At 55.7% G+C, this 26,598-nt stretch carries 14 protein-coding genes, 1 other RNA gene and 2 pseudogenes; 8 read left to right on the forward strand and 9 right to left on the reverse strand.

The window, feature by feature from the left end; genetic code table 11:
- Window positions 1-65: 65 nt before the first annotated feature.
- Complete coding sequence (locus tag ACN0V1_RS20270) at window positions 66-8,408, forward strand: DUF5801 repeats-in-toxin domain-containing protein (protein ID WP_417546704.1); 8,343 nt, start codon at window positions 66-68, stop codon at window positions 8,406-8,408.
- A 102-nt stretch (window positions 8,409-8,510) separates the two neighbouring features.
- Window positions 8,511-9,830, forward strand: coding sequence for an extracellular solute-binding protein (locus ACN0V1_RS20275; RefSeq protein ID WP_417546705.1), 1,320 nt, complete (start codon window positions 8,511-8,513; stop codon window positions 9,828-9,830).
- On the opposite strand, the pseudogene ACN0V1_RS20280 reads toward ACN0V1_RS20275, so the two are convergent.
- Window positions 9,754-10,906 (reverse strand): annotated as a pseudogene (locus ACN0V1_RS20280) (IS3 family transposase). The gene ACN0V1_RS20275 and the pseudogene ACN0V1_RS20280 sit on opposite strands and share 77 nt — an antisense overlap.
- A 221-nt stretch (window positions 10,907-11,127) precedes the next feature.
- Here ACN0V1_RS20280 and ACN0V1_RS20285 point away from each other — a divergent pair.
- A pseudogene (locus tag ACN0V1_RS20285) lies at window positions 11,128-12,328 on the forward strand (IS3 family transposase).
- Between the two features lie 125 nt (window positions 12,329-12,453).
- On the opposite strand, the gene ACN0V1_RS20290 reads toward ACN0V1_RS20285, so the two are convergent.
- The 3 genes from ACN0V1_RS20290 to ACN0V1_RS20300 form a co-directional block, all read right to left on the reverse strand.
- Window positions 12,454-12,696, reverse strand: coding sequence for an AbrB/MazE/SpoVT family DNA-binding domain-containing protein (locus ACN0V1_RS20290; RefSeq protein WP_417546706.1), 243 nt, complete (start codon window positions 12,694-12,696; stop codon window positions 12,454-12,456).
- 14 nt (window positions 12,697-12,710) lie between these two features.
- Window positions 12,711-13,385, reverse strand: coding sequence for a metallophosphatase domain-containing protein (locus ACN0V1_RS20295; protein ID WP_417546707.1), 675 nt, complete (start codon window positions 13,383-13,385; stop codon window positions 12,711-12,713).
- Window positions 13,386-13,487: 102 nt separating this feature from the next.
- The gene (locus ACN0V1_RS20300) at window positions 13,488-13,742 is read right to left on the reverse strand and encodes a helix-turn-helix domain-containing protein (RefSeq protein ID WP_285677223.1); all 255 of its coding nucleotides are present in this window, start codon (window positions 13,740-13,742) and stop codon (window positions 13,488-13,490) included.
- A 109-nt stretch (window positions 13,743-13,851) separates the two neighbouring features.
- On the opposite strand from ACN0V1_RS20300, the gene ACN0V1_RS20305 reads away from it, so the two are divergent.
- The 3 genes from ACN0V1_RS20305 (at window position 13,852) to ACN0V1_RS20315 (ending at window position 15,487) form a co-directional block, all read left to right on the forward strand.
- Window positions 13,852-14,316 carry a hypothetical protein gene (locus tag ACN0V1_RS20305; protein ID WP_417546708.1) on the forward strand — a complete coding sequence of 155 codons (465 nt, stop codon included), beginning with the start codon at window positions 13,852-13,854 and terminating at the stop codon, window positions 14,314-14,316.
- Window positions 14,317-14,425: 109 nt separating this feature from the next.
- Entirely contained in the window at window positions 14,426-14,827 is a 402-nt protein-coding gene (locus ACN0V1_RS20310) for a DUF6957 family protein (protein WP_417546709.1), read from the forward strand.
- Between the two features lie 405 nt (window positions 14,828-15,232).
- Window positions 15,233-15,487 (forward strand): excisionase family DNA-binding protein, encoded by a 255-nt coding sequence (locus ACN0V1_RS20315; RefSeq protein ID WP_417546710.1) that lies wholly within the window; start codon window positions 15,233-15,235, stop codon window positions 15,485-15,487.
- A gap of 309 nt (window positions 15,488-15,796) precedes the next feature.
- Here ACN0V1_RS20315 and drt2 read toward each other — a convergent pair whose 3' ends face one another.
- Window positions 15,797-17,080, reverse strand: a complete 1,284-nt coding sequence (gene drt2, locus ACN0V1_RS20320; protein ID WP_417546711.1) for an antiviral reverse transcriptase Drt2 — start codon at window positions 17,078-17,080, stop codon at window positions 15,797-15,799.
- Between the two features lie 776 nt (window positions 17,081-17,856).
- On the opposite strand from drt2, the gene ACN0V1_RS20325 reads away from it, so the two are divergent.
- The gene (locus ACN0V1_RS20325; protein WP_417546712.1) at window positions 17,857-19,095 is read left to right on the forward strand and encodes an SIR2 family protein; all 1,239 of its coding nucleotides are present in this window, start codon (window positions 17,857-17,859) and stop codon (window positions 19,093-19,095) included.
- Between the two features lie 3 nt (window positions 19,096-19,098).
- Window positions 19,099-20,805, forward strand: a complete 1,707-nt coding sequence (locus ACN0V1_RS20330; RefSeq protein WP_417546713.1) for an ATP-binding protein — start codon at window positions 19,099-19,101, stop codon at window positions 20,803-20,805.
- A gap of 354 nt (window positions 20,806-21,159) precedes the next feature.
- On the opposite strand, the gene ACN0V1_RS20335 is transcribed toward ACN0V1_RS20330, so the two are convergent.
- From ACN0V1_RS20335 to ssrA, 4 genes are all read right to left on the reverse strand, one after another.
- Complete coding sequence (locus ACN0V1_RS20335) at window positions 21,160-22,080, reverse strand: site-specific integrase (RefSeq protein WP_417546714.1); 921 nt, start codon at window positions 22,078-22,080, stop codon at window positions 21,160-21,162.
- A gap of 335 nt (window positions 22,081-22,415) precedes the next feature.
- Window positions 22,416-23,675: a tyrosine-type recombinase/integrase gene (locus ACN0V1_RS20340; protein ID WP_417546715.1), complete on the reverse strand. Its 1,260-nt coding sequence runs from the start codon at window positions 23,673-23,675 to the stop codon at window positions 22,416-22,418.
- A gap of 319 nt (window positions 23,676-23,994) precedes the next feature.
- A complete protein-coding gene (locus tag ACN0V1_RS20345) occupies window positions 23,995-26,328 on the reverse strand; it encodes a site-specific integrase (RefSeq protein WP_417546716.1) in 2,334 nt (777 codons plus the stop codon).
- Between the two features lie 97 nt (window positions 26,329-26,425).
- Window positions 26,426-26,598, reverse strand: a transfer-messenger RNA (tmRNA) gene (ssrA, locus tag ACN0V1_RS20350); the annotation flags it as partial.

A 26,598-nucleotide genomic window follows, 5' to 3' on the forward strand; every position in this document is an offset into this window, starting at 1 on the left:
GGATCAGCGCAGCCGATGGTCTGGCCAGCGTTATCGTCGGCGGTCAGGGCTTCACCCTGAGCCAGTTGCAGGCACTCAGCGCCGGCAGTCCGTCTGCGGCCATCAGCGTTGAAGGCGGCACTTTGGTGCTGACCGGCTTTACCGCCAGCAGCAGCGTCGGCGGCGTGCCGACTGCAGGCACCCTGACGTACACCTACACCCTGAGCGGTGAGCGCACGCACAGCAGTGCGGGTAACGACGACGTGCAGCTGAGCATACCGCTGAGCGTCACCGATGCGGGCAACGCCACCGCCAACGGCAGTCTGACCATCGAAGTGATCGATGATGTACCGACTGCGCTGAACGATAGCGCTAATGTCGCATCCGGTGAGTTCCAGCTGGTGCTTGACGGCAATGTCCTGGACAACGATACGCAGGGCGCTGACGGTGCCCGGGTTACCGGCGTTGGCCATGAAGATGACGCCAGCGAGACCAATGTACCGGGCGCGGGTAATCTGGTAATTGATGGCGAGTACGGCAAGCTGACTATCCACTCGGATGGCAGCTACAGCTATCAACGCGCTGCAGGCACCCCTGGTGGCGTGCAGGATGTATTCACATACACCATCACTGATGGCGACGGGGATACGGCAAATGCCGAACTGACCATCAACATCGCCGATGCAGCACCCGCCGCCGACGTTCCGTCCGCCGGTGGTGCCTCTACTACTGTGTATGAGGCGGGCCTGCCTGGTGGGTCTGACAGCATTCCTGACCGGGCGACCACCAGTGGCACTATCGAGTTCACGTCAGCCGACGGGGTGCTGTCAGTCAGCTTGGGCGGCAACGCCCTTACTACTGTTGATCAGGTCTTTGCGACCACTGGCCCTGACGGCAGCCTCACTGCTCGCTACGAGTACGACGCGGCCACCGGCGAAGGTGTTATCCATTACAGCTATACGCTGGAGGCAACGACTGCAGGCGATGACACCTCGGCCAGTTTCCCTGTGGTGATCACCGATCAGGACAATGACTCGTTGCCGGCGAGCAACCTGGTGATCACGATAGTCGACGACCAGCCCCGTGCGGTAAATGATCAAGGTACGGTCACTGAGGGTGACTCCTTGTCAGTGAGCGCAGCCGACGGTGTGCTCGGTAACGACAACGCCGGCGCTGACGGCTGGAACGGCACCGGCGCTGTAGTGGGCGTTGCAGCGGGCGATACCGGCACTACCAACGCAACGGGTGTTGCCACTGTGATCAATGGGCTCTACGGCACGCTGACCCTTAACGCGGATGGCAGCTACACCTACGTGTCCACCGCCAACGCGGTCACCGCTGATGCGGTAGATGTGTTCACCTACACCGTCCGCGATGCCGATGGCGACGAGACCACCGCCACGTTGACTATCAACGTCAATGACGTGACCGGTACGCCGCGCAACACCACCGACAGTGTTGATGAGGCAGGGCTGAGCGATGGAACCGACCCGACCTCAGACCGTGAGGTTGCTGAAGGTACCCTGAACCTGGACAGCGGCTGGACAGTTGCGCCAAGTAGTGTGGGAACTCAGAGCAGTAGCGTTGGCACGCTGACAATCAATGCCGACGGTAGCTACAACTATACCCTGAGCAGCGAAACGACCGATGTGGATGGTGTTCAGGAAACCGACAGCTTCAGCTATGTGGCGGTTGATCAATACGGTAATACGGTCACCAACACGGTGACCATCACCATCGTTGACGACGTGCCCAGCGTCACCTTGACCGGTAATGCCCTGGCTCAATTGCAGGTAGATGAAACCAGCATGGGTGTTGCCGATTCGGCGGACTTCTCCGGGGCGTTTAGTCACGACTTTGGCGCTGACGGCGATAACGGAGATGGACTGGTCTTTACCCTGGAGGTCGATGCTGCGGCGACAGGGTTGGTGGACACGCTGACTGGCCAGGACATCAGCCTGGTAGACAACGCGGGTGTGATTGAAGGTCAAAACGCTGACGGCGATGTGGTGTTTACCGTTGCGGTTGATGCCAGCGGTGAGGTCACGCTCACTCAGAGCAGGTCTGTCCAGCACGCCAATTCAAGTGATCCGGACGATGTGGTAGCTCTGCCCGATGGCAGTCTGCTGCTGACGGCCACCGCGACGGACGGCGATGGCGACGTTGCTTCTGACTCGGTCGACATCGGCGGACGCTTGAGCTTCCGGGATGATGGCCCAAGCATTGGGGCAGCGCCAGCGGCTGGTGCGGTCGACGAAGCCTGGTTAACCACCGGCAGCGGCGATGGTGACCCTGCCTTGAGCACCACGGCTGAGGCTGATCTGGATGTCGATTTTGGCGCCGACGGTCAAGGCGCGCTGGTGTTCTCTGATGAGCAGACAGCACTGCGTAACTGGCTGGACGCCAGCGGTAACACGGATATCAGTGTTACCGGTACGGGTACCAGTGTGCTCACCGGTACCCGTGGCGGCCAGGAGATATTCACAGTCACGCTGACTGTTGATGGCAGCGGTCAGGCGAAATACAGCTTCGAGCTCAAGGGCGCGATGCTGCACAGAAGCCCCACGCAGGATCACGAGTTGACCTTCAGCTACGATGCGCTGGACGGCGATGACGACAGTGTTTCCGGCACCTTCCGGGTTGATGTGAAGGACGACGAGCCACGCAGTGATATCGCCATTGAGGTTGATGAAGATGGCTCTGAGGGTCCTTTCACGACGTCAGCTGATGCGACGCAGGACAACACCAGCATCAGCACCACCAATGGTGGTGCTCCAATCGTCGGTACCGATGGCCCTGAGGGCAAGGACTATGACGTTGGGCACGGCACCGTCACTGTCCATGACGACGGGCGTCTCACCTACACGCCAAACCCGGATTACAGCAACTATGGTGGCTCAGACGAGTTCTACGTCACGGTCACTGAGGATAACGGCGCGCAGCAAACTATCAGGGTTACAGCGACCGTCAACCCGGTGGCTGACGCACCCGAATTGACGGTGGATGCGGCCGCGGTGTCTACCGATGAAGATGTGGCCATTGGCCTGGGGCTCAATACGCCAGAGGTTAGCGACGATAACGATCAGAATCTTGCTGCCACCGGCGACGATCCCGAGCTGCTTGGGTTGATTACGCTGTCCGGCATACCGGACGGTGCCGCACTGCTGGACGGCCTCAACGCTGATGCCGAACTGGTTGTGTCCAGTGGCGGCGATATCAGCATCCTGCTCAGCGACGGGCCTCATCTGAGCGATCTGCTGGCCAGCCCGCCGGCAGGTACGTTGGTTATCAGCTCGGCCCAGTTCGAGGCACTCAAGGTCCTGCCTGCTGCCGATGCGCACGAGAACTTTACTGTCGATGTGGCAGTCACCAGCTACGAGGTAGATGGTACGGGCACGCGGGTTCCGGGGGTTGACGGGGCAGAGTCCACAACCAGCGTAGCTGTCAACGTTGACGCGGTTACCGACCCGGTATCACTTACCTTTGATGACGATACCGATACCCGGGCGCTGACGATCAATGAAGACAGCACTTATGACCTGGCGGCAGCGCTGAAGGTCGAGTATCCCGATAACGACGGTAACACCTCGCCTGATCTGGATGGCAGCGAGGAGCGCTGGTTCGAGATTGCCGGCCTGCCGGTAGGTTCTACTGTGACGACCGCGGGCGGGGATATCGAAGTTACTGTGGGTAATCCAGTGGTTCGCGTTCCTGCTCCGGGGCTATCCACCTCGTCTACTGGACTGCCTCAGATGGACATCACTCCGCCTGCCGACTATAGCGGCGATGCGGTGGCGGTTACCGTAACGCTGAAGGCGCAGGACCGCGACAGCGATTCGCCTGCGGCCACGCCAGCGGTCGTGCAGGATTCCGTGACACTAAACCTGCAGGTTGATCCGGTGCCAGATGCGCCGGTGGTTGAAGGTGTGAGCACTGCTGAAGACACTGCCGTGGCGTTCCTGGCGAATGTGCAGCCCGGCGATACAGATGGCTCTGAGGAGCTGATCGCTATTACCGTCAAGGACATTCCTGCAGGCTGGACGGTCCAGGATCACTTGGGTAATACGCTGACACCGACTGCAGGCGAGTTGCAGATTGATCCGTCTGATGTAGCCAATGGAGATTATCTGTCGTACACCATCCAGGCGCCGGGTCACAGCAGCCTGGACACCACGCTGAAACTGGATGTAGAGGTCCGCGACAACAGTAACGATGGTGCTGTTGGACCGACGACCCAGGTCTTTACTGATATTGACCTTGAGGTAGAGGTGACACCTGTGGCTGAAACCACCGACACCGATACCAACGGCGTGGGTGGTAACGACGTAACCCTGACCCCCGGTCACGATTACACAACCTCTGGTGAAGAGGATGCGTGGTTCTCCCTTGGTGCGGAGCCTGGCTTCACCCTGTCCGATGGGTGGAGCAATGAGGATAGCGCCAGCGAGAAAACCTTCGCGCTGCTGACGCCTAATCTGGTGGCAGGCGACGGTTCTGCGGCTGACGCCCTGGGCTCCAGCTTCCGCTACTCGACTGATGGCGGCACTAGTTGGGTCACTCAGACCTACGGTGGCGAGCCCATCGAGGTGCCGGTTGAGTATCTGGATACCTTGCAGTTCAAGGCTGCGCCTAACTTCTCGGGCTCCTTCTCAATTGATGTGCAGGCGCTGACCCGTGACTACGATGAGGATGATCTGGGGGCCGGCAATACGGTCAACGACCTCACACCGGCGCAGTTGGCGGCGCTGAGCTATGACGAGGCGATCAGCGGCTCTGCTGTGCTGACCAATGTGTTGATAAAACCGGTTGCTGATACGGCGACAACCACAGTGACAGCGCACGTGCGAGGTAACGAAGACGAGGTTATGCCGCTGTCGATTCGTCCCAGCAGCTCCGACCCGTCGGAAACCTTCAACGTCACCATTTCGGCCATTCCGGATGGCGCGACACTGGTCTATGACGGCGTAACACTCACCGCAGACGCTACCGGACTGCCGGCAGGTTTCACTATCGTGTCGTCTGGCGATACCTGGTCGCTCAGCATTGATGGCTTCGACCCCGATTTGGGGGCGGGCATGACGATCCAGGCGCCTGAGGACAGTAACGAGCCCTTCACCCTCACGGTTGACACTGTGTCGGTAGATACGCTGGACGTTACAGGCGACCCGGGCTCACCCTATGTCAGTGAATCCTCTGCCTACAGCCTGGACATCCTGATTTCTCCACGGGGTGTCGCCGATGAGGCGCAACTGACGATTGTTGACCCGGCTGATCAGACGTTCGAAGAGAGTACCGTCGATGCCAATGGCGGTGTTGCTCTCAATGAGCTGATCACCAGTGCGGCGCTGACAGATGATGACGGCTCCGAGGTACTGAGCTTCCGCGTGAGCAATCTGCCAGAAGGGTTCTCTTTGCAGGGCGGCACTCTGATTGGGGACGGTGTCTGGTCGCTGACCGAGGCGCAGCTGCAGACTGCGAAGCTGCTCACGCCGGCCAACTTTAACGGTACTGCATCGTTCAACTTTTATTCGGTAACGACCGAGGATGATGGTGACTCACTGACTGAGCTTCACGCGGTCAGTCTGCGGGTTCAGCCGTCACCGGAAGCGACTATTAACCTGTCCGCCTCCATTGATGAGGATGTCAGTACAGCACTGTCATTCGGTATTCAACATCAGAACGGAGATACCGATGAGCAGCTGGATGCGGTGTGGTTGAGCGCATCGGATGTGGACGGTGCCACTGACTTTACGCTGACTTACGGTGCGAGCGGTGTCTCCTTGGCGCAAGCTGTGACTGACGGTCTGCCGGGGATTACGCTGGAGGACGGTTGGTACAAACTGTCTGGCGATGCGCTCAACAGTATCCACGCCCAAGGGCGCGAGAACTGGAGCGGCTCTGCTGAAATCGACGTCCGTTATCTGATTACCGACCCGGCGGCAGATGGCACGGTGAGCGATGTTCAGAGTGCTATCGACGACTCCTACAGCATCACGGTCAACCCGGTTACCGACCAGCCCGTGCTGACGGTTACCGGAGGGGAAATCTCCAGTCTGGCGGCACCGGGCGACGTGGTTGTTGCGCTGAATGTTGCCAACCAGGGCGGGGACTACGACGGTAGTGAGCAACTGAACCGCATCATTCTGGACAATGTGCCGGATGGCGTCATCGTTGAGGGTGCTGAGTACCTGGGTGGCGGTCAGTGGATGCTGGTGCCGGAGACCGCTTTCGGTGGCGAGCTGACGCCGAGCGTCACGCTTAAGGTTCAGGCGCGTGCAGGTGGCTTGGAGAATCATCCGATTCAGGTCACAGTCATTACCGAGGACAGTGCCAACGGCCAGCAGCTAACCGATAGCACCACTATCAGTTTGAGCACGACCTTTGCTGAAGGCGAGGCAACTCCGCCGGCCGAGATTCTGCAATGGGAGCAGAGCGACTTTGAGCCCACCGAGGACACCGCCTTTACCCTCGATCAAGGTATCAATGCTGAGATCGAAAATGGCATTACGGACAATGGCTTTACGGTGACCCTGACTGATTTGCCTGCCGGAACGACGGTCAGTGGCATGCGCCTGACGGTAATTGACGGCCAGCAGGTGTGGACTGCCTCCGGTGTGGGCGGTGATGCAGAGCTGCAGACATTGCTCAACAGCATTACCGTGACACCACCTGCAGACTGGAATAAGCACGATGGCGATTTTGTTTACAACGCGGAGCTGACCACCTATATCCCGTCGGGGGATCGTGCCGAAGCCGAGATAACCATGCAGCAGACGGTGGTTCCGGTCACCGACGATGCTGACATTGTGATAACCGCACCCGCTGTTGCGGAAGGCAATGACCTGGAAATCAGCATTGATCTATCTAACGCCGCAGATGATCCCAACTGGACGCTGATTGACGGCCTGCTCTACGTCACGCTCGACGAGCCGGTAGATATGCAGGGTGGTGTGTTGCAGGACGACTTGGGCAATCCGCTTACTCAATCTGCTGTGTCCGGCGTCGAGGGCGTGCCGGATGGCAGTTACTATGTGCTGGATGTTTCTGGCACTGGAAACAGTGCGAACCTGCGTTATACACCTGTGAATCAATACGTCAGCGGGTCCATCGGCCTTGGCGTGGTTGCTCGTGGCCAGGAGCTGGATTCGAGCTTGGTCAAAACAACCACGACGACTGCAACGGCCACTATTGAGCCGGTGAACAGCGGTTATGACTTCACCGTGGCAGATACCTCCGGCAGCGAGAACACCTTTGCTCAGGCGCTGGGTGACAAGTCCAATGTTATCCAGCTGCAGGTCACTGATGGCGGCCTGGTGGATGCGGATGGCTCCGAGAGTGTGGGGACCATCCTGCTTAATGGCCTGCCAAACGGGTTCCTCGTCTATGTTGGCAGTAGTGCGGCGGACGCGACTTTGGCCAGCCTGGGTAGCAACGCCGGTGCTGGTGCTGATGGCAGCAATACCTGGTTGCTGGGTGAGGGTGAGCTGCCTGCGTATATCGGTATCATGCCCCCGGCTCACTGGAGCGGTACGCTGGATGAACTGCGCTTGATAGTTAACAGCCAGGAATCGGCGCTGAGCCAGGTTGCCGCGACTGAAAGGGAGTTCTCGCTGACGGTTGAGGCGGTCGCTGAGGGGCTGGGTTTGAACCCGACGCCGAGCTTCGGCACCGAGGGCGATATTATTCGGCTAAACCTGAACACAGAAATGAGCGACATTGCCCAAGCCGGCCCTGATGACTCCTCGCTTGAGACCATCACGCTGCAGTTCAAGGGGATGGGCGAGCATGCGGCGTTCTACCTGGATGATGTTCTGATCAGTGGCGACTCCAACGTCACTTACGCAGACGGTGTTTACACTATCGAAGGTCTTACCCAGGAACAGATCGACGGCCTCGGTTTTGTGCAGAGCGCCGATGCCCTTGGCAATGTCGAGGTGCGAGGCCGTACGGTCGAAAGCGAGAATGGTGATGCGTCGGAGTGGACCCACGATGACGCGGCTGCTTGGGCACCGATCACCACCAACATTTCGACGCAGTTCGGCACAACGGGCGATGATCAACTGCTGTGGACCGGCTCGTTGATCAACGGCCGTACCGGTGAGGACACCATCCAGTTGCGCTTTGACGAGTCGGTTAGCGGCAACGAGCTGGGTAGTCTGGCGCGCAATATCGAGACGATCGATCTGAGCGGCCGTGGCGAGAACAGCATCAGTAGCCTGAGTGCCGAGGATGTCTTCGATATGACGGACGCTCGCAATACTCTGCGTATTGATGGGGATGCGGGAGGTGTAGATAGTGTTGAGCTGGATACGGGTAGCAGTTGGACGCTTGATGCCGGTGCCGGTGTCAGTGGTTACGATGTCTACACTGCAACAGTGTCCTCTCAGACCGTGGTACTGGAAGTGGCGCAGGGCGTACTGGTCGAGTAGTCGACCGGTAGGCTGCTGGCCTAGTGTTTCAGTGTGGCTTGTGGCACCCAGCTGCATGCGGGCATCATGCCCCCTTGTTTGACGAAGGGGGCATGAACGCCGGTGAGTAAACGCAGGGTATTGGCTGCCGTTGGGCTAGCGTGCATGGTTGGCTGCGCGCAGGCTGAGGACTCGTTCAAGCTTTATCATTGGTTGGTCACTGCTGCTGAGCGTGATTCGCTGATGGTGCTGCAACGCCATGCTGAGGCCGCAGGTTTGCAGTGGCGTGATGTCGCGCGTGAGCAACAATCCAGCTTCGCTGGCTATCGTCAGGAGCTGCGCCGGCAATTGGCCGACAACAGCCCGCCCGATGCTGCACTGGTGATATCGAGCGATGTCCAGCAGTTGGCTGCAGAGGGCTTGCTGCTTGAGCTGGATGAGTTGGCTGAGACTGAAGCTTGGGCAGAGGTTGTTCCAGCTGCAGTGCAGGCGCAGGCACGTTATCAAGAGCACTGGTTTGCGGTTCCCGTGAACCTTCATTCAACCAACTGGATCTGGTTGAACAGGGCGCTGATGCGTGAGCTTGATGTTCCGGAGCTCGATACCTGGGACGATCTGATTCTTGCGTTGGACAAGGCTCGCGCCGCAGGCGTGGTGCCCCTGGCGATAGGCGGTTCTGCTGGCCAGCACCTGATCCTGTTCGAGTCGGTTTGCGCGGGTCTAGGCGGTCCTGAATTCTATCGGCGTGTTTTCATGGATCTTGCTCCTAGTCGCTCCGACCTGGTCCTACTTGAAAAGGTATTTGCCAGGATGAGCGAGCTGCGTCCCTACGCAGGTACTTTGGATCCAGCAATCGGCTGGAGTCAGGCAAGTGAACTGGTCCGCACGGGCCAGGCGCTACTGCAGGTCCAGGGAGGCTGGGCAATGGCCGAGTTTATGCACTATGGGCAGGAGCAAGGACGGGATTTTGAGTGTCAGCGATTCCCCGACACTCAGGGCATGGTGGTATTTAGCAGCGACCTCATTGTGTTCTTCAACACCCCCGAGCAGTCGATAGGGGCACGCACTGCCTTTGCCAGCACGCTGATGAGCAAAGACCTGCAAGGTGAGCTGAATGTGCTCAAGGGGGCAACGCCCGCCCGCGTCGACGTGCCCACCGACAGCTTTTCTGCTTGTGGTCAGAAGTCTATTAACGATGTTCGGATGGGAGGTATGCGAGGTGCGTTGGTTGAGTCCTTGGCGATGACCGGCGCAAACCCAGCCTCACCGCGTCATGCGTTTTACGACATTGTCAGTGATCATTTCAGGGGTGTTATCTCAGACCGAGAGGCGCTTGCCCGCCTGCAACTGCTATGGGTACGGGGTTCTACCCCACTTCCACGGACGGTTTTAAAAGGGGCGAAAACTTCAGATCTTGTTGGGCAACTCTACGACGCATCCTAGGATTATGGAACCGCTCAATGTAGTCGAACAGATCCGCTCGCGCTTCATCAAGAGTCCGATACGATTGATGAGCAACACGCTCCCGCTTGAGTTGGCCGAAGAAGCCTTCGCAAGCCGCGTTGTCGCCACAATGGCCAACGGCACTCATACTGAAAACCAGCGTATTTCTGCCCAGAAAGCGCTGATAGTCGGCGCTGGTAAATTGGCTTCCCCTGTCAGAATGCAGAAGACCGACCAGTTGCCCTGACGCTGCCAAATCGCCATTTCCACTGCCCGGATGACCATCTGCCTGTCTTGGCGATGATGCATCGACCAGCCAATCACTAGCTTGCTGTACAGATCCAGCACTACACACAGGAAAAGCTTGCCCTCCAGAGTGGCTATCTCCGTGATATCCGTGACCCATTTGCGCTCCGGCTCCAAGGCATTGAAGTCGCGTTCCAGTAGATTTTCCACACCTGCTGGGCGGCCAGATGTTACCCGGCCAAAGCCACGTCTCTTCCTGCGCGGCCAACCTTGAATTTGCTCTGCGGCCATCAAACGAGCAACTCGGTTCAGGCTGGCGGTTTCACCTTCGAATAGGAGATCCTCATGCATGCGAGGCGCACCTATTGCACCGCGGCTATCCTCATGGATCTCAGGAATACGCTTTATCAGGCGCGCATTATCCTGAGCGCGTGGACTTGGCTCACGATCTTGCCAGTCGTAATAGCCACTGGCAGACACCTTCAAACAACGGCACATCAGTCGGACTGGATACTCGTTGCGGCAGCGCTGGATCACCGAGTACCGTTCGATGATTCCCTGGCAAAGTACGCTGCCGCGTCTTTTAAAAAATCACGTTCCTTCGTCACTCGGGCCAGCTCGCGCTTGAGGCGAGCAACTTCTTCATCTCGCGGGTTGCCTGTGCCGGGAAAAGGCCTCTCACCTGCTTGCGCCTCACGCACCCAGCGATTTAGCAAGCTTGGCGCCACACCGATCTCTTGAGCTATCTGACGACAGCTGGTACCTGAACGACGGGCCAGCTCTACGGCCTCCCGTTTGAACTCCGGGCTATATTGTTTGCGCTTGGACATGAACACTTCTATGACTTCACACGAGTCTACTTGAAAGTGTCCGTGTTAGCGGGGTAGAACCCCACCTAAGCCAGAGTTATTACCGAAACCATCGAGATAACGCTTGGCGACTCTTGGGGTCGGTGCCTGAACGAGCCCCCTGAAAGACAGGACACGGTTTCCCCCTTACCATAAGGGATAGGCAAACGACTGTGTTTATGACTACCAGCAAAGATAAAACCATTGAAATCCTCGGCCAGGAGCGGCGTCGCCGCTGGAGCACCGAGGAAAAGCTCGCCATGGTGCGCGAGAGCTTAGAGTCGGGACAAAGTGTCTCGGTGGTGGCTCGGCGCAACGGCATTAACCCCAACCAGCTGTTCCATTGGCGCAAGCTCTATCAAGACGGCAGCCTGCCTGCAGTTAGCTCAGGTCAAACCGTCGTGCCAGCCTCGGAGCTGGCGGATGCCCTCAAGCAGATCCGCGAACTGCAGCGAATGCTGGGCAAGAAGACCATGGAGGCAGAGATCCTGCGCGAAGCGGTGGAGATTGGTCGCTCGCGAAAATGGATTGCGCACTCACCCTTGTTGCCGGGGGACGACCAGTGAAAGCGGTCAGTGAAAGTCTCGGTGTGGCGCGCTCACAGTTAACGGCCCGATTCAAACAGCGTGCTCAAGAAGCCCGGCCTCGCCGTCGTCAAGTGCTCAACGATGATGTTCTAGTTGAGCAGATCAAGCTTACCGTGAGCACCTTACCGAGCTATGATTACCGCCGTGTCTGGGCATTGCTGCGTCGGCAGCGAGAGTAGCAGGCGCTGCCACCGATCAATGTGAAGCGGGTTTATCGAGTCATGCGTGACCATTCCCTGTTACTGGAGCGTCGGCGCAAACAACCGGGAGTAGCTCGGCGCCACGAAGGCAGGGTTGCAGTGGGGAAGCCAGCAACACGCGCTGGTGCTCAGATGGCTTCGAGTTTCGCTGCGAAGACGGTGACAAGCTGCGGGTAACCTTCGCACTGGACTGCTGTGATCGCGAGGCCATCAGCTGGGTTGCAAGCCCCAATGGCTATAGCAGCGACGATGTTCGAGACGTGATGTTGGGGGCCGTTGAACAACGCTTCGGCGATGCGCTTCCAAAGGCGCCGGTGCAATGGCTCAGTGATAACGGTTCGGCTTACACTGCGAGCCAGACTCGTACCTTTGCCCGGCAGATAGGTTTGCTACCGCTGACAACACCTGTGTGCAGCCCGCAGAGCAACGGCATGGCTGAGAGCTTCGTGAAGACCATGAAACGGGACTACATCAGCCACATGCCCAAACCAGACAGAACGACAGCCTTACGTAACCTGGCTATCGCTTTTGAGCACTACAACGAAGAACACCCACATAGCGCCCTGAAATACCGATCACCTCGGGAGTTCAGGCGGTTGGCTGAGACAGCAATTTAACGGGGTGTCCGTGTCCGGTTTTATAGGGGCCAGTCCAGTGCCTTAATCATCGCGGTCGCGCTTGATGCCTGCTCAAGGCGTCTCTTGAGATACATAACGAAGCAGTTCCTCAGTAGCGCCCCCGGTCATTTTGATGCCGCACCCTGGCTTGTAATTGCAGCATGCATTTCTTCAATGTTCACTGGCTTTGCAGGCTTACGGATCAACCCCTTCAGATCTTGCACCGAATGCGTAGAAGCCATGATGGCGAACTGTCCTTTCCCCAGCTCGACGAACTCGACGCGATCACCCGCGGCAAGGCCGAGAGACTCCCTCACTTGGGGGGGGATCGTAATTTGTCCTTTTGACGTGATCGTGGCGGTGACCAAGCTCATCTCCTACCCTAAGGAAAAATCGGGCTGACAACGAACACAACAGGCTCGTTGGTTGGCTCGTAGTGCTCTGTACAGGTGCACGCATTAATGAGTAAGTGCCGGCCCCGACGGTACATCCCATACCCCTCATGTATGTGCCCGAACACATGAATCTGCAGGGGCAGATCACGGGTGCGGTAGTACAGTTCCTCGCACCCTACGTTGATGGTGAGCATTCCATCGTTGACTCTATCACCGCTGAGGTATGGCGGCCCGTGTGTGATGAGCACATCCGTGTTGTCGGGAACCAGAGCCCACCGTGACCTCAAAGAACTCCCTCGATCCAGCATGAATGCGCCGTTGTGAAAGCGGGGTGTCCACGGCGATCCCCAGAATTTTACTCCATTGATTTCGACCCCACTGTCCTGAAGGTAGTGGGTGCTTGGGAGTAACTTGGGGATGAGGTCTGGGTGCTTTTCAAGTGCCTCGTCATGGTTGCCAGCAACCAACAACTTGTGTCGATGCGGCTGCGCTTCAAACCATTTAGCGAAGGCTTCAAGGGATTTCACGCTGCCGGAGCCGAGGCAGTCGCCGGCGTGAATAAGAACATCACAGTCTGGCAGTGGCGGAAGAGACTGATGGAGCCCGTGCGTGTCTGAGATGCACACGCAGGTTAGGAGGCATTGCTCTGATTTCCTGGTCATAGCCCCAAGCTCCCCCGCAAGGGTTGGGTATCAACGTAGAGTGATGGTGGACCGATGCGCGTCGCTCAATCGAGCCTTCGCGCTGCCTTGGTGAACAATGGCCTACTGCTCCAGGGCTGCCAGCTCTGCTTCGAAGCGGCTGATAAAGTCCAGCAGGCTGATGTTAAACACTTCGCAAATATCCCTCAGTTGGATCAGGTCAAGTCGGCGCGAGCCACGCTCCATATCGCTCACGAAGGATTGTGGGCGGTTTAGAGCCTTAGCGAATTCACCCTGAGTCATTCCTGACTCCGTCCGGTATTGCCTGAGCAGACGCAGTAGCACCAAATGTTCGTTCCTGTAAATCGAGCTACCCATGAGTTGCACCTGGATCCTTGACAGGCGGTCACTCTATATCTACCTTTCAGTTTTATGAATAACTGATATTCAGATATTCAGATTAAAATATAACGAATAGGAGGCGTCAATGCCTGAGCATCAAGAGGTGGGTTTCAGAGAGCTGGTTGAAGAGATCGTCGAGTGGGAGGTGAGGCTTATTCAGCCGGAACGCAGTGCCAGGGAGGCGTGCGCGATATCGGTAATCGCCGAGGTATTCGAGCTGAATCCTATTGATCCCCGTGACAAGACTGTGAAGCGACTGTACTCGGCGAGTGAGTTGTTGGACCAAGTGACGGATGTGCTTGAAGACCCGGATTTGGACGAGGCGCTGTATCTGAACCATTTGTTCCGCGCGTTGAAAGATCATTGTGAACGCTGCACAGATCCGGGATACGAGGGACTTGGAGCCTGGTGTGACAGGCTTGTTGCCGAGGCTGATTTGCCACATCGGGAGCTGGGAAGCGATGGCGTTTTGGAGATGAAGCGTCTGCTGCGTAGCGAACTGCGAAGAAGAAAAAGCCCAGTCATAAAAATAAGCCCAGTCGTGAAGTAGTGCTTGCAGCTCTTGAGTCGGCTTGGCTCAGGATAAGAGGTGCTGTAGTGCTTTCTTTCGAGGTTCGTCAGCACCGTGCAACGAGAATCTGATGTGCGGAGATACGGTAGTGGATCTAATAAGAAAAATTGAAGCACTGTTGCATGGCCCGGGCGAGCCTATGTCTGGGAGTGCGATGACAAATGATGAGGCGCTGGAGTATGGCCGTGCGACCTTCAACGGCACTCCCTTCTGCTTGGTTCGTAATTGGATTTGGGTAGACCTGGATGGGCCAGAAGAGCAGCGAGATTATCTGGCTACTATGCAGCTACAGCCCGCTATTCTGTTTGCCCACACGGTTGTGTACGACTCGTTGCGACGCTGGGACGTTGGTGATTTTGTGCGGACTACGGCGCTGCATGCGTTCACCGATGAATTCGTGTTTCGCACGTTGAATACCAACTATGTCCTGTTGGGAGATGGCCTGCGGAAGCTTGCACACCCACAAACCGTTGCGATGATTACGGGATAAAGCGATTTTTTGTCATCAGAACCTTTGATTCAGCTTGATTTCACAGATGTAAAATCAAGCTGAATTACTGAATCAAGAGGTGTCTAGTGGACCCTAGGGAAGCAGAGCGTTTACTGCTCAAGCCTTCACCTGACTCTGGCCAAGTTACGGTACTGAACTAAGCCGGGTCTTGCTAGAGATTTCCAGGAGGCTTTCATGATCGTTCTCTCCCGCGTCCACCCCTCTCCTACGACCGAAGAAGTTGCCATCGCACGGTAGAGCAGTTGGGTGCTGCCGGCCTTTTTGCAAACGCGCCCGGAAAGTCAGCGGATTGATACCTTCCGATGATAACGGTGTCGCCTATCCAGTTCTTCTCCCGCTATCTGCGCTGCGGTTGCTCGTCAATACCTTGTCCGAAACCGCTAAATGTTCTGCGGTCTGTGTAACCCCAATCCACGCAGAGTGACGGCTCAGGAGGCAGCGGATTTGCTCAACGTCTCGCGACCGTTCCGAGTGCAGCTGCTGGAGCGCGGGAACATCCCGTACCACAAGGCCGGCACGCACCGTCACGTCCGGTACAACGACGTTATCGCTTACAAGGAGCGCTTAGACGCAGAGGGCTGGGACGCGCTCGGTACTCTAGGCGAGCACGTCCAAGCGCTTAAGATAGAGCACGAATAAATTCGTGGCTATGCGTGTTTCTTCAGGTTGCTGGAAGGCAGCTGCACCCGAATCATAATCCGATTAGAGGCCGTGTGGCCCCTGACAACGGTCTTCTGCCAGGCGAACACTTGATCTGTGCATACTGAGTCACCGTGAAACGACCGCTCTCGGCCAAAAGCAGACGCTGGTGGATAGCCAGATTAAACAGGGTATCAGCCTGTAAATTTGCTGAGACGTGGAAGCAACTACGCAGACGGAGGTAATTGATAGTTCGCGACATAGTCAAATCTCATCGCAGTGGCTCGCTTAGTCAATTTTATAACCCCGTCATTCGTTTTGAGCATCGGCAATACGCTCGCGAAGCTTGTTCCATTGAGGCTTAAGTTGCTTTTTGATTGAAGAGGACTCCATGATCTTGGCGGCCCTATAACCGTATGAGATGAAGTTCCTCCGGCCCAGGTAGGAGTACTGCTTGTACAGTTTCTTCAGAAACATCGAGCGAGGTAATTGCCCTCTGGCCACCCGCTTGGCATTCACCTTTTTCATGCATTTCTCTGCCAGCCAGATGCCTCTGTTTACACGATCCTGATAGCGAGCTAATGAAGATGACCGCAAGTAAATGTTGGCACCATCAAAGACGAAGCCCAGGTATTGAAGAGGACGATTCGTTCTTAGCCCCTTGGCCGAACGTGTGAATTTGCAGATCTCTGTCTTGGTTGCCTGAATCTCCAATCCAATAGCATCGACACGGCACTCGATAAACGCCTTGGCGTCTGTCTCTTCCTTCAATGGGACTACCAACAGGACGTCATCGCAATACCGGTAGTAGGCGCCGCCGCAGGTTTGAACATAAGTGTGAATCTCCTCATCGAAGCCCATCATGTACACATTGGACAACAGGGCGCTGATAGGTGAGCCTTGAGGAATACCTTTTTTGTCCTTGTTAGTTTCGATCAAACCGCCATCCCGAACCTTGGCGCGGAATTCATGGGGCTCGCAAATTCGCTTACGACCTTGCTTAGGGTTGTTCTTTGATAGCCCCAAACTTTCGTACGCTTGGTCCCTGCAGACGAACGAGTATCTAGTGAGGGACCGATAGACCGCGTAGTGATCATCAGGCAATTGTTGGGTGCTTAGAAGGGCTTGCCAAGAATTTTTCAGGTGCGCATGGTCTAGGTTGTCGAAGAAGCCCTTGATGTCGATGGCGATGACACAACAGGACTCTCGCTCTGCGATATCCAGAAATGCATCCCGTGCATATTCGATATTACTCTTGCCAAGAGCTCTGAACGCCAGAACGGCCGAGGACCAGCGCGCTGTCGCTAGGTGATCCTCATAGGCCTGGTTCAGTCGCTCGCAGTAGTACGAATAAATATGGCTGTCGACATGCGCCGCATAGGAAATTGGTCGCTTCTTAGGGGGCTTTTTAACAACCGTTCCAATGCTTTTATCGAAAAACACTTTCTGTGTTTGGACGACATAGCGAATGAAAGGATAAAAGGCATGCTGCGCAACAGCCTTGGGATCTGAGACTATTTTTCGTGCGGCAGCCTGGTTAATCGGGCGGTCAAAGTGCAGATAGCCCCGAGACTTGTACCAATTTTCTGGCATCAGAGTACATCCTTGTTCGAGCTAACCGGCTAGGCATAGGATGGCGGCAATCCTCAGCCGCCTAGCCGGATGAACCCAAATGTTCCTCACATCATCCAATCGGTGTTGGTCACTCCGATTTCGCCGCTATTGCTAGGATCGACGTATAATGTCAGCGTCACAATTGGAGTACCTATGAAGATAAGTATCCGAGGACTGCTGGCCGCACTGCTGGTCATCTTGGGTGGTTACACCTGGGATGTCACACTGGGGCTTGACAGCTTGTGATGCACCTTTGGGTCTGTACCCAAAGCCTCTATAGGCTAGCACAAATCTCAGTTGAGTTAGCCTCCTCCTTTGGGCTAGGGCAATAATCCTCTTTCACTTTTATATAAATAGTGAATCGCACCGGTTTTCCTATGCCTATTGACCGTCCGTCTCTGGCTGTGTGCTGCCTGATGCGACAGCCCCTGAACGGCCAAAAGCGGCCGCTAGAAGAAAGCAGCCTTTAACCCCGATCCTGCACTGCCCCGCACAGCGGGCTGTATTGCCTGACTCGGAAGTAGGTTGATGGTCACTGTGACGAAGCTCGAGACAATAGGGACCGCACCCGTCTGGCTCCCAAATTCCGCCACCTCAGCGCCGGTGCATGTCATGCAAGGCAGCTTCCACTAGTGATTGCATGATGGCACTATGTTGCGCACGGACTCTTCCAATACAGCGTCCCCACCTTCAGCCCCTTAGGCTTATCGCTCGACTCGGATAGTTGCGGCTAGCTATAGACAAAGGATCGTGTCATGACAGACGAAGTAGTCCCACTCCACGATAAACTTAAGGGGCAACAGGCTTACCTCTCGCCAGGCGCCGTCGAGTGGCTGCCGTTGACTGAGGAGGCCTTCACGGCGCTGAACTCCGCAGACGAAGTTGATGATGAAAAAGTGCGTGCCAATAAAGCCGCGCTTTCGGCCATGTTCGCGTCCGCACTTCAAATCCCGAACCTAGGGTTCTTTGCGGGAAGCGGTACTTCGCTTGGCGCTGTCGGCGGCCCGAGCATGTGGGAGCTTTGGCGACGAGCGATGTGCCCAGAGGGGCAAGACAGGCTCTCCGAAAGTGCTGCCCAAGTCGCAGATACCGTTCGTTATCTTGAGAGAGACAACCCAAACATCGAGCACTTTTTGTCCCAGTGCGACGCCTACTTGGCGTTCAACAGCGACGCGGGGGTCAGCGCATTTGTTAACGATGTGAAAGCCTTGATTCTTCAGGCCTGCTCGGAGTTTATGGATAGCGGTAATTCCGACATCTCAGCGCACAGGAATCTGTTGCAGAAGTTGGCGAGGCGCAGGGTTAGAGATCCTCGGCTAAGGGTTTTCACTACTAACTACGACATGTGCTTTGAAACCGCTGCGTCCGAGCTAGGGATGGTTACCATTGATGGCTTCTCGTACACCCGAAAGCGCAGATTCGATGGAAAGCACTTTACATATGACATCGTGCGACGGGAGGCGGACAGCCACGAATTTACAGAGGGTATTTACCACCTCCTGAAGCTTCATGGCTCCGTAAGCTGGAGTCGTGAAGGTACAGAAATTTACGAGCATGGCGCCCCAACCCCAGAAAATGCCTGTTTGATCTATCCGGCAAAGGGAAAATATCAGCAAGCATTCCTACAGCCACACCTTGAGCTCCTATCAAGGTTTTTGGAGTTTTTGCGACAGCCCAATAGCTGTTTAATTATTGCTGGTTTCGGCTTCAACGATGATCACCTCTCCGAGCCCATCTACTCCGCGATTCAGTCCAACCCAAGCCTCAAACTCATCCTTTGTGATTTCCAGGGCATCATTCATCTAGATAATAGCGGCCAACATGGTTCAAGCCCCTATTGGGGAAAATTCCATGACCTTGCGATGGACGGCTTCGATATCCATTTCGTCAGCGGCTCATTCGGTGACATGGTCAGCCACATCCCGCATCTGCGTACCGCCTCGCCTGCAGAGCAGCTAGCAAACGCCGTGAGACATATAAAGGGAGGGGCATAATCGATGGCACTGGACGGAATTTTGGCCAGCACCCTGAAAATAGGGGTGGTATCTAGTGTCAGCGCTCAACTCATCAAAACAAACCTCGCCCATGCGGGCGAGGTAAGCGGGCACTATCTAGGCAAAAATCGCTATGGCAAAGGTGAAGTCGGCGAGCTTGTCTTGATCGAGGGCCAGCAGACAGTGCTCCTTGGACGTATCACGGAAGTCAATCTTCCTGACCGCGATCGAACTGAAATCTCTCAAGATTTTGCAGGAATTCGTCAGATCGACGCTATTGGGTTCATTCGCCTATTAGGCTCGGTAAACCCTCACACCCTTAAGGTCACAGCCGGAGTCAGCTCTTATCCTCGGCTAGGTGATCGAGTCTATTCCGCTCCTGGTGAGTTCATATCCCAAATCCCGGTGTTGACTTCTGCAGGAGTAGACGCAGAAGCGCCACGCGTCACTCTGGATCTAGGACATGTTGCGGGTGATAACGGGTTCCCAATCGCGGTCACCCCAGAGAAGTTATTCGGCCGACATTGCGCAGTTTTGGGCTCGACAGGTGGCGGCAAGAGCTGGACAACATCGAAGTTGATCCAAGAATGCCGAAAATTCTCATGCAAGCTAGTATTGATCGATGCTACTGGAGAGTATCGATCGCTGAATGGGGCCGACACTGTTCATTGCCACCTGGGTGAACCTATACATCGAAGCGCAGAGTCGTTCGAAGTCTCCATCCCTCCCACAAGCTTTGCGGAAACCGACTTTATTGCCTTGTTCCAGCCTTCAGGAAAGACCCAAGGGCCAAAGCTTAGGGAAGCGATTAAAAGCTTACGGCTAGCGGCACTTGCACCAGATCTGTTCCCTAGGGGAATTGTGCACAAGGTCAGCCAATCAAAAAAAACCTACCGAGAGGCGATGAAACGCGACAACAACGCTAGCTTGGTCGGTAACCCCAGCCAACCATTCGAGCCTAGGCACCTCGTTCAGCAGGTTGTCCAAGAATGCTGCTTTCCGGATGCCGGCGCAGAAAAAATGGATCGCTGGGGGGGAGCGAGCAATGAGCTTTCGTACTGTTCCTCGCTCATGACCCGGATTATGAGTGTGATGAGCTCCCGTTCACTCAGCTGCGTTTTTAGCCCTGCAGCCGACCTGCCGAGTATTGTTGATAACCTTGATGCTTTCTTGGAGGGTGATGAACGTCTGTTCAGGATTTGCCTGAGCTCCATCGGTTATGAATTCAATGCACGGGAAGTAATTGCCAATGCGATAGGACGGCTGCTCCTGCAGCGTGCCAGAAGTGAAGCGTTCCGCCGAAGCCCATTGGTAGTGATTCTCGATGAAGCTCATAACTTCCTTGGCAAGACCCTCGGAAACGAGGACGACGTTCAGAATCTCGATGCATTTGAGCTGATTGCCAAGGAGGGCCGTAAGTACGGATTGAACATCTGCCTAGCAACTCAACGGCCTAGGGACATTACCGAAGGTGTATTGAGCCAGATAGGCACTCTTCTAGTGCATCGATTAACCAATGATCGAGATAGAGAAGTTGTCGAGCGTGCATGTGGGGAGATTGATCGTTCAGCGGCTGCATTCCTGCCAAACCTAAAGCAGGGTGAAGTTGCAATGGTGGGGGTAGATTTTCCGATTCCAGTGACCATCCAAATTGGTCGACCCTCTCAACCACCAATGTCCGATGGGCCCAGCTTCCAAGAGCTGTGGTAATCGAGCCGGACACTGTAGGACTCCCCGCCGTCGGCGAGGAAGCGCTAGCTTTGGGTGGCGGAGCGCCAACCTGAATCGTCCCTAGCTTCGTAGATGCCTCATTAACTCAAAAATTCGGCCTAAGTGAACGTCCTCTTTTGGCCGAGAGCGGACGTTTTACGTTAATTCAGTATGGACAGATTAAGTACTTACCTAGCAGCTGGCTATTGTCAGGGGGAGGGCTTTACGACCTCGAACCGGATGTCGCTTTGCGCTGCTTTTTTCCGCTTTTGGGAGTCGGTATGCGAAGCATGCGGCATGTGGCACGTTGCTTGATGCACCGGCGCCGCGTCCCTGGCGCCGTGCAGATTTTTGTTAAACAGTGCGAGGCTTAGTCTGTTGGTGCGTATTTTTGGGGCTTACGCCCTTAGCCGCAGGTTCTGCCGAATACCACGCTGGTTTACTTTTCCTGCTGATTCTAACTTTCGAAAGGTCTGCATTGGATGCTGCCTCAGGCAAGGAGAAACGGCGCTTTGTTGCCGTACGCCTGTCTCCGTATCGCTCAATCGATCGCGTAGACCGATGGCCCATGATGTAGGCCATGAGCCTAGGGTCGATGCCAGAGGCTTTGAGGTTGGAGCCCATCTGGTGCCGTAAGCTTCTTAGCGTTGGCTGTACTTTACGTCTGGGCCAAAGCTGCCTGCATTGTTCTCGCAGAGTATCCCTGATTGCCGCAGCGCTGCGGTGTGAGTTTTGATACAGTTCTACTGCTTTAGCCGCAAGCTCATAATCTGTTTGGTGTGGGAACGTAATATCTCGGTCGGCACCCCTGATGCCTTGGTCGTCCTTTTTGGCTCCAATAATATGGAACCTCCCACGCATGACCTGAATCGAGTGCATCTCGCTGGGCCGGACGCCGAGCAGCCAAGCTAGCGTAACGGCAGCAAAAACGTCGTAGTGCCGTGTTTTTCCTAGGTGATGCAGAAGTGCGGCAATATCGTCCTCGCTCAGGGCTTTAACCGCGTGAAGTTTCGCTTTAGGAAGGATGGTGCTGCCAGGCAAGGTGGTTGGATTAGGCGTTAGCAGGATCCGCTTGGCTGCTTCTGAGTAGCCACGTTCACGAACGTCGAATGACAGTGCATTTTTCAGGACTCTGAAGTATCCGGGTCTATAGTCTGCTGCACATCCCGTCAATGCTTCGCATATCGCGCTTGTTGAGAGTTGTGTGCCTGGCATTCTCGTTATGTAGAAGTTTCTTGCAAGCTTTCGGTATCGTTCTTCGGTGCTCTTCAGCATGTTGGCATCCTTATAGTTATTGTTATTTTTTTGATGTCAAAAGCAGCCGCTTCGCGAAGGGGCGCTTGTTTTTTCGCTCCTGGTCGGAGCGAAAAATCATGTCGGCATGGCATTGGCTGGGCCTCACCTCACCGTTGTTCGTGATGCCCTCGCCAACACCATGCCGCCACTGCGCCCCCATACCCGAAGCGCGGGTATGGTGTGTGCGCACGTACTCGCGCGCATGAGCACGTACCGTGGGTACGCGCTCTGGCAGCGCGCTGCCTGGCTTTGTTTGACATCAAATTTGGTAGCCGGCTCGGGCCGGATATGAGCGGCAAAGTGTGGTATCCGCCTCAGGCTGCTTTTGGCTGTCGTCCGCGCTTTTTTCGTCCGCGCTGTGCCGCCATGAGTGGCTTGTAGTTTGCCCACTTCAAGTGCGATAGCGGAACGCCATATTGTAGGCCCTGTTCCATCGCCGCCTTGAGAGACGCACTGAGAGGGGTGTCCAGATAGTGCCTCTGTGTTACCTCATGGGCACTGCTCCTGTGCCCTAACAGGTGCGAGATTAGGCTGTCGGTTACCCCTGAGGCCTGAAGCCGTTGAGCGAAGCTTCGGCGACAGCTTTTAAAATTGAGAGAGCCCTCTGTGGCGCGTTCACAATGTGCGCCGATGTAGCCCTTTCCGGTCGCGTTGCCGCAAAAAAAACGGCTGGCAACCCTGGAATAGAGGTGTTCGCTTGAGAATGATAGCTCCGCGAATAGTTGAGCTGTGCTGCCGGCCTGATCTCGACGTTCTTGCACAAACTCCAGAAAGCCCATATCGACTAGGGCGTTGCAAATCGGGATTTCCCTCCGTGACTGCTCATTCTTGAGGCTCTTGTTATAGCCATCATCGTTAATGCTGATGACGTGAATGCCGTGTCCGTCCGGACGTATATCGTGTGCCCTCAGTTGGCACAGCTCGTTTAGCCGCGCCCCAGTAAAAAAACCAAGGGGAAGCAGCCAGAACCTGGACGATTGGGCGTCGAATTTGAGGGCCTGCGCCTGTTCGTCGGTATGCGTCTGATATGGCCAGCCCTGCAACAGGGAGCAAATCTCGTCAGTGCTGAACGGTTTAGTGTTATCAGCCTTCTTCGTTCTCGGGTTGCTCAGTTTTAGCTGGGTCGAGATGAAGTGATCGTTGAATGCCTCTGCCATTACTCGATTAAACAGCTGGTAGTAAGTCTGGATGCTTTCGCCCTGGCTTTTCGAGCGCTTTTGCTTCACCAGCGCGTTGGGCAGGGCGCGTTTTACTCTTGCAATGTCCTGTGGCGAAAGCTCGGCCATCCGTCGCTTGGGATCGTTGTCGCTTACCACCTTTTTCAGCTTGCCCATACGGGCGATAAGCATGTTGCGGCCTTTTACTGAGTAGTTATTTGCGTCGATGAACCGTTGGCACACCTCATCGAAGTACGAATGGACAGTTGGTGAGCAATCTAGTTGTTGCAGCAGCTGTGTGACCGGAAGCAGTTGTTTCAGCAGGGTCGGGTAGAACTTTTCGTACTTGGGGTCGTACTGAAGCTCAAATCCCTCGAGTAGTGGTACCAATTTTTTTGCTGAAACTGTCGCAGTCATGCCATGCCCTTATTCGTGGTTATGGCGCAATACTATTGCCATATTCTTTATAGGTAAATATTAAGAATTTGCTAATTCGACCGTTTTTTCTTGTTTTTATTTTGTTGTATATCAGGTTGAAAATTGACCGTTTGTCAATTTAATAGTTGTTTTTATTGGGGTTGTTATTTGTTTTTGGGGTTTTTGAGATTTTTTGACGTGGTGCGGTGATCTTGTCTTTTATGCCTGTTATTTATTTGTGCTGTAACTATATTTTTTTCAAAAAAAATTGGACGCACAGCACCCCATGGTGTGCTGTGCGGCCAGTCAGCTTGGTGGGTTACTTGGCGGGTCTACCTATCTGCTTACCGGCTTGCGCTGCCCGCAGGGACTGGTATCGGGCGTAGGAGACGTGCGTTAGGTCGAGGCTGAAGTCGAGCTGGTCGATTTCCTCCTTCAGTACGTGTAGCGGATAGATGTCGCCATAGCCGCCGGTCGTGCTGGTATCGACGTGCCCTACAAGCGCCTTGGCGATCAGTATATCCAGACGTTGCATGCGAAATTGCTGGATGAAGGTGTGCCGCAGGCCGTGAAAAGTCGCCTTCTCCTGGGCAAGATCGCACTGCTGCACGTAGCTGCCGAACCATCTGCTGGCAACGTGGCTCACGGGTACTTGGGAGTACTGCCGGTGTGAGTCGAAGAGCGGGGCGTCAGTATGGGGCGCTTTTTTCTTCTGTTGGCTGACGAAGTCTAGAAACCCCAATTTGATGAGCTCCTCGTGCAGCGGAACCTGTCGTATCGACTGGGTGTTTTTGATTCGCTTGCCGTCGCTGTTGTCGATATTGATCAGCCAGATATTGTTGCTGCATCGAACGTCGCGCAGCTGCAACTGGCAAAGCTCCCCTAGGCGTGCTCCGGTGTAGAGGCCAAGCAGTGGCAGCCAGAACTTGTACTCGTCCATGCGCCATGAGGGTAGTTGTGAGGCGGTATGGACTGGCCCTTTGACTAGCTTGGTGAGCATCTCGTGGGTATAGGTGCGCCGTCGTGGTGGGGGTGCGTTGCGGGTTTTGAATGTCAGGTTGGCGGTGATGTCGTGCTCAATCAGCTCTTGGTCTTGCGCGTACCGAATGAGTGATTTGGCGAGCTCAAAGTACGATTTGGCTGTACGCGGATTGATCGCCGGTGCTGTCCTTTCGATAATGAGCTGCTTGATTGATATTCGCTCTCGAGCTGCAAGCTGAGGGGCGCCGTACGGCAGAAACCGTAGTAGGTGGCGTAGTGTCAGGAAGTCTGTGCGGCGCAGTGTCTTCAGCCGACGGTGTGCGCCAATGAGCTCGACGATGATTTTGAGGCGCGCTATTCGCTGTGGTGTGGTTTTAACGTGTGTCCAGGCACCCTCGTCGATCTGGGCTTGCTGGAAGCGTTTCGCTAGCTCACCGAACGTGATGCCGTTGAGCTGTTCCGCTTTGCTATCGATGACGGTGACTTTGGTGTTGCTGATCAGCGCCTCAAGCTGGCCGCGCTGGTCTTCTGGCAGTAATGCTGCGAGTGCTGTTGCCAGGGCGTGTTTCGCTGGATCGACTGGGGCTGGGTTGCTGTCAGTCAGTGGTCTGGCGTTGGGTAGGCTTGGTAGTGGGGATTGCTCCAACATGCTGCCCAGAAAACCACGGGTCAGGGCTTCAAGCTCCTGCCTCGCTTGCTCGAGCGACGCGTCTGTTGGGGCGCGGCGCAGATGAATTTGAAGAGTGCTCTCGACGGCTGAGGTCAAGCGCTCGTTTAGGAGCGTGGCTATGATCGCGGAGGTGGTCGGCAGGGTGAGCGAAAATCCTCGGCTAGCCAGGATTGGATGCTTGTCTTTGAGTGTGCATGACGCGAGCTCAAGGGTGTAGAGCCCGGACTCCAGCTGTCGGCTGACAAAAGCTGAATAGCGGGGCTTGGGCCAGCTCAGTGATGTGAGTGTGCTGTGAATGCGATATGCCGCGAGCGAGCCGGGCAGGTCGGGCGGGATGTCGGCAACATGAGCGCCACCGTCTGGTCTGGCATTACGAAGGTACTCATGCAGTGCGAGCGCGTTGAATGTGGCGGGGTGCTGTAAGGCGGCGTCGGGGGTGTGCTGCTCCAGATGGGTTATAGCGGCGAATGCGTAGACGGCGGCGTCTTGGGCTCTTTCTTGCTCTGATGTGCCGAGGGGCCAGTCCAGGCGGTGAAAGCGAAGGCCCAGTGCTGACTGGAGGGCATCACTGGGTGTAATCGACAAAATCAGTTCACCGCCGGGCTTGGCGCTATAAAGGGTGGTCTGTTCGGCGCTAGCTTCTGCCAGTTTCTGTTTGGCTGCAGTCAGGTCTTGCTTGCCGAGCTGGCTGGGCTCGGGAAGGGGGCCCCAGGGGTTGGCTGCGTTATCCAGTGTGCGTTTTAGCCAGGCTTTAGCCTGCTTGAGCCGCTCACGTACCAGTTCTGGCGTAATCAGGGTTGCGCCGGGTTTGAGTATTAAGGAGAGCTCGGCATCGAGCAGTTGGGCGAGGGTGCGTGCGACGGATGCGTCGCGCCCGAGAGACCAGCGAACCTGAGCGGGCAAGCGTGGATCGCTGCTCAGGTGTGCCGGCAAAGTGAGGTAATACTGAAACACCCCGTTGGGCGAGGTGATAAGATGTTGCTGTTTGCGTGAGTTGGACATGGTAGAGCGCCTCTTTTAAGTCCCAAATGGACTTTGTGCGATCTACCAAACCCTTCCTTCGCTGAAACCCTCGTTCTAGACGGGTTTCTTGTCAAATTGGTGGAGCCGGGGGGATTTGAACCCCCGTCCGCCAGTCCTCCGCTATCGGTTCTACATGCTTAGCCATCTCTACTTAGTTAACTCCGCGCCGCCCGAGTGGCAGGGTGCTTGGAGCGAGCTGTATAAGTTTTAGCCGTTACGTCTACAGCAAACTTGGCGGCGATCCTGTTC

It is taken from the genome of Marinobacter sp., assembly GCF_048266785.1.
In the GTDB taxonomy this organism is placed as follows: domain Bacteria; phylum Pseudomonadota; class Gammaproteobacteria; order Pseudomonadales; family Oleiphilaceae; genus Marinobacter.

Bases quoted from the DNA above. Each gene is read 5' to 3' on its own strand.
- ACN0V1_RS20295 (WP_417546707.1), bottom strand. From the start codon at position 13,385: ATGACCAGGAAATCAGAGCAATGCCTCCTAACCTGCGTGTGCATCTCA.
- ACN0V1_RS20300 (WP_285677223.1), bottom strand. From the start codon at position 13,742: ATGGGTAGCTCGATTTACAGGAACGAACATTTGGTGCTACTGCGTCTG.
- ACN0V1_RS20305 (WP_417546708.1), top strand. From the start codon at position 13,852: ATGCCTGAGCATCAAGAGGTGGGTTTCAGAGAGCTGGTTGAAGAGATC.
- ACN0V1_RS20315 (WP_417546710.1), top strand. From the start codon at position 15,233: ATGTTCTGCGGTCTGTGTAACCCCAATCCACGCAGAGTGACGGCTCAG.
- drt2 (WP_417546711.1), bottom strand. From the start codon at position 17,080: ATGCCAGAAAATTGGTACAAGTCTCGGGGCTATCTGCACTTTGACCGC.
- ACN0V1_RS20325 (WP_417546712.1), top strand. From the start codon at position 17,857: ATGACAGACGAAGTAGTCCCACTCCACGATAAACTTAAGGGGCAACAG.
- ACN0V1_RS20330 (WP_417546713.1), top strand. From the start codon at position 19,099: ATGGCACTGGACGGAATTTTGGCCAGCACCCTGAAAATAGGGGTGGTA.
- ACN0V1_RS20335 (WP_417546714.1), bottom strand. From the start codon at position 22,080: ATGCTGAAGAGCACCGAAGAACGATACCGAAAGCTTGCAAGAAACTTC.
- ACN0V1_RS20340 (WP_417546715.1), bottom strand. From the start codon at position 23,675: ATGACTGCGACAGTTTCAGCAAAAAAATTGGTACCACTACTCGAGGGA.
- ACN0V1_RS20345 (WP_417546716.1), bottom strand. From the start codon at position 26,328: ATGTCCAACTCACGCAAACAGCAACATCTTATCACCTCGCCCAACGGG.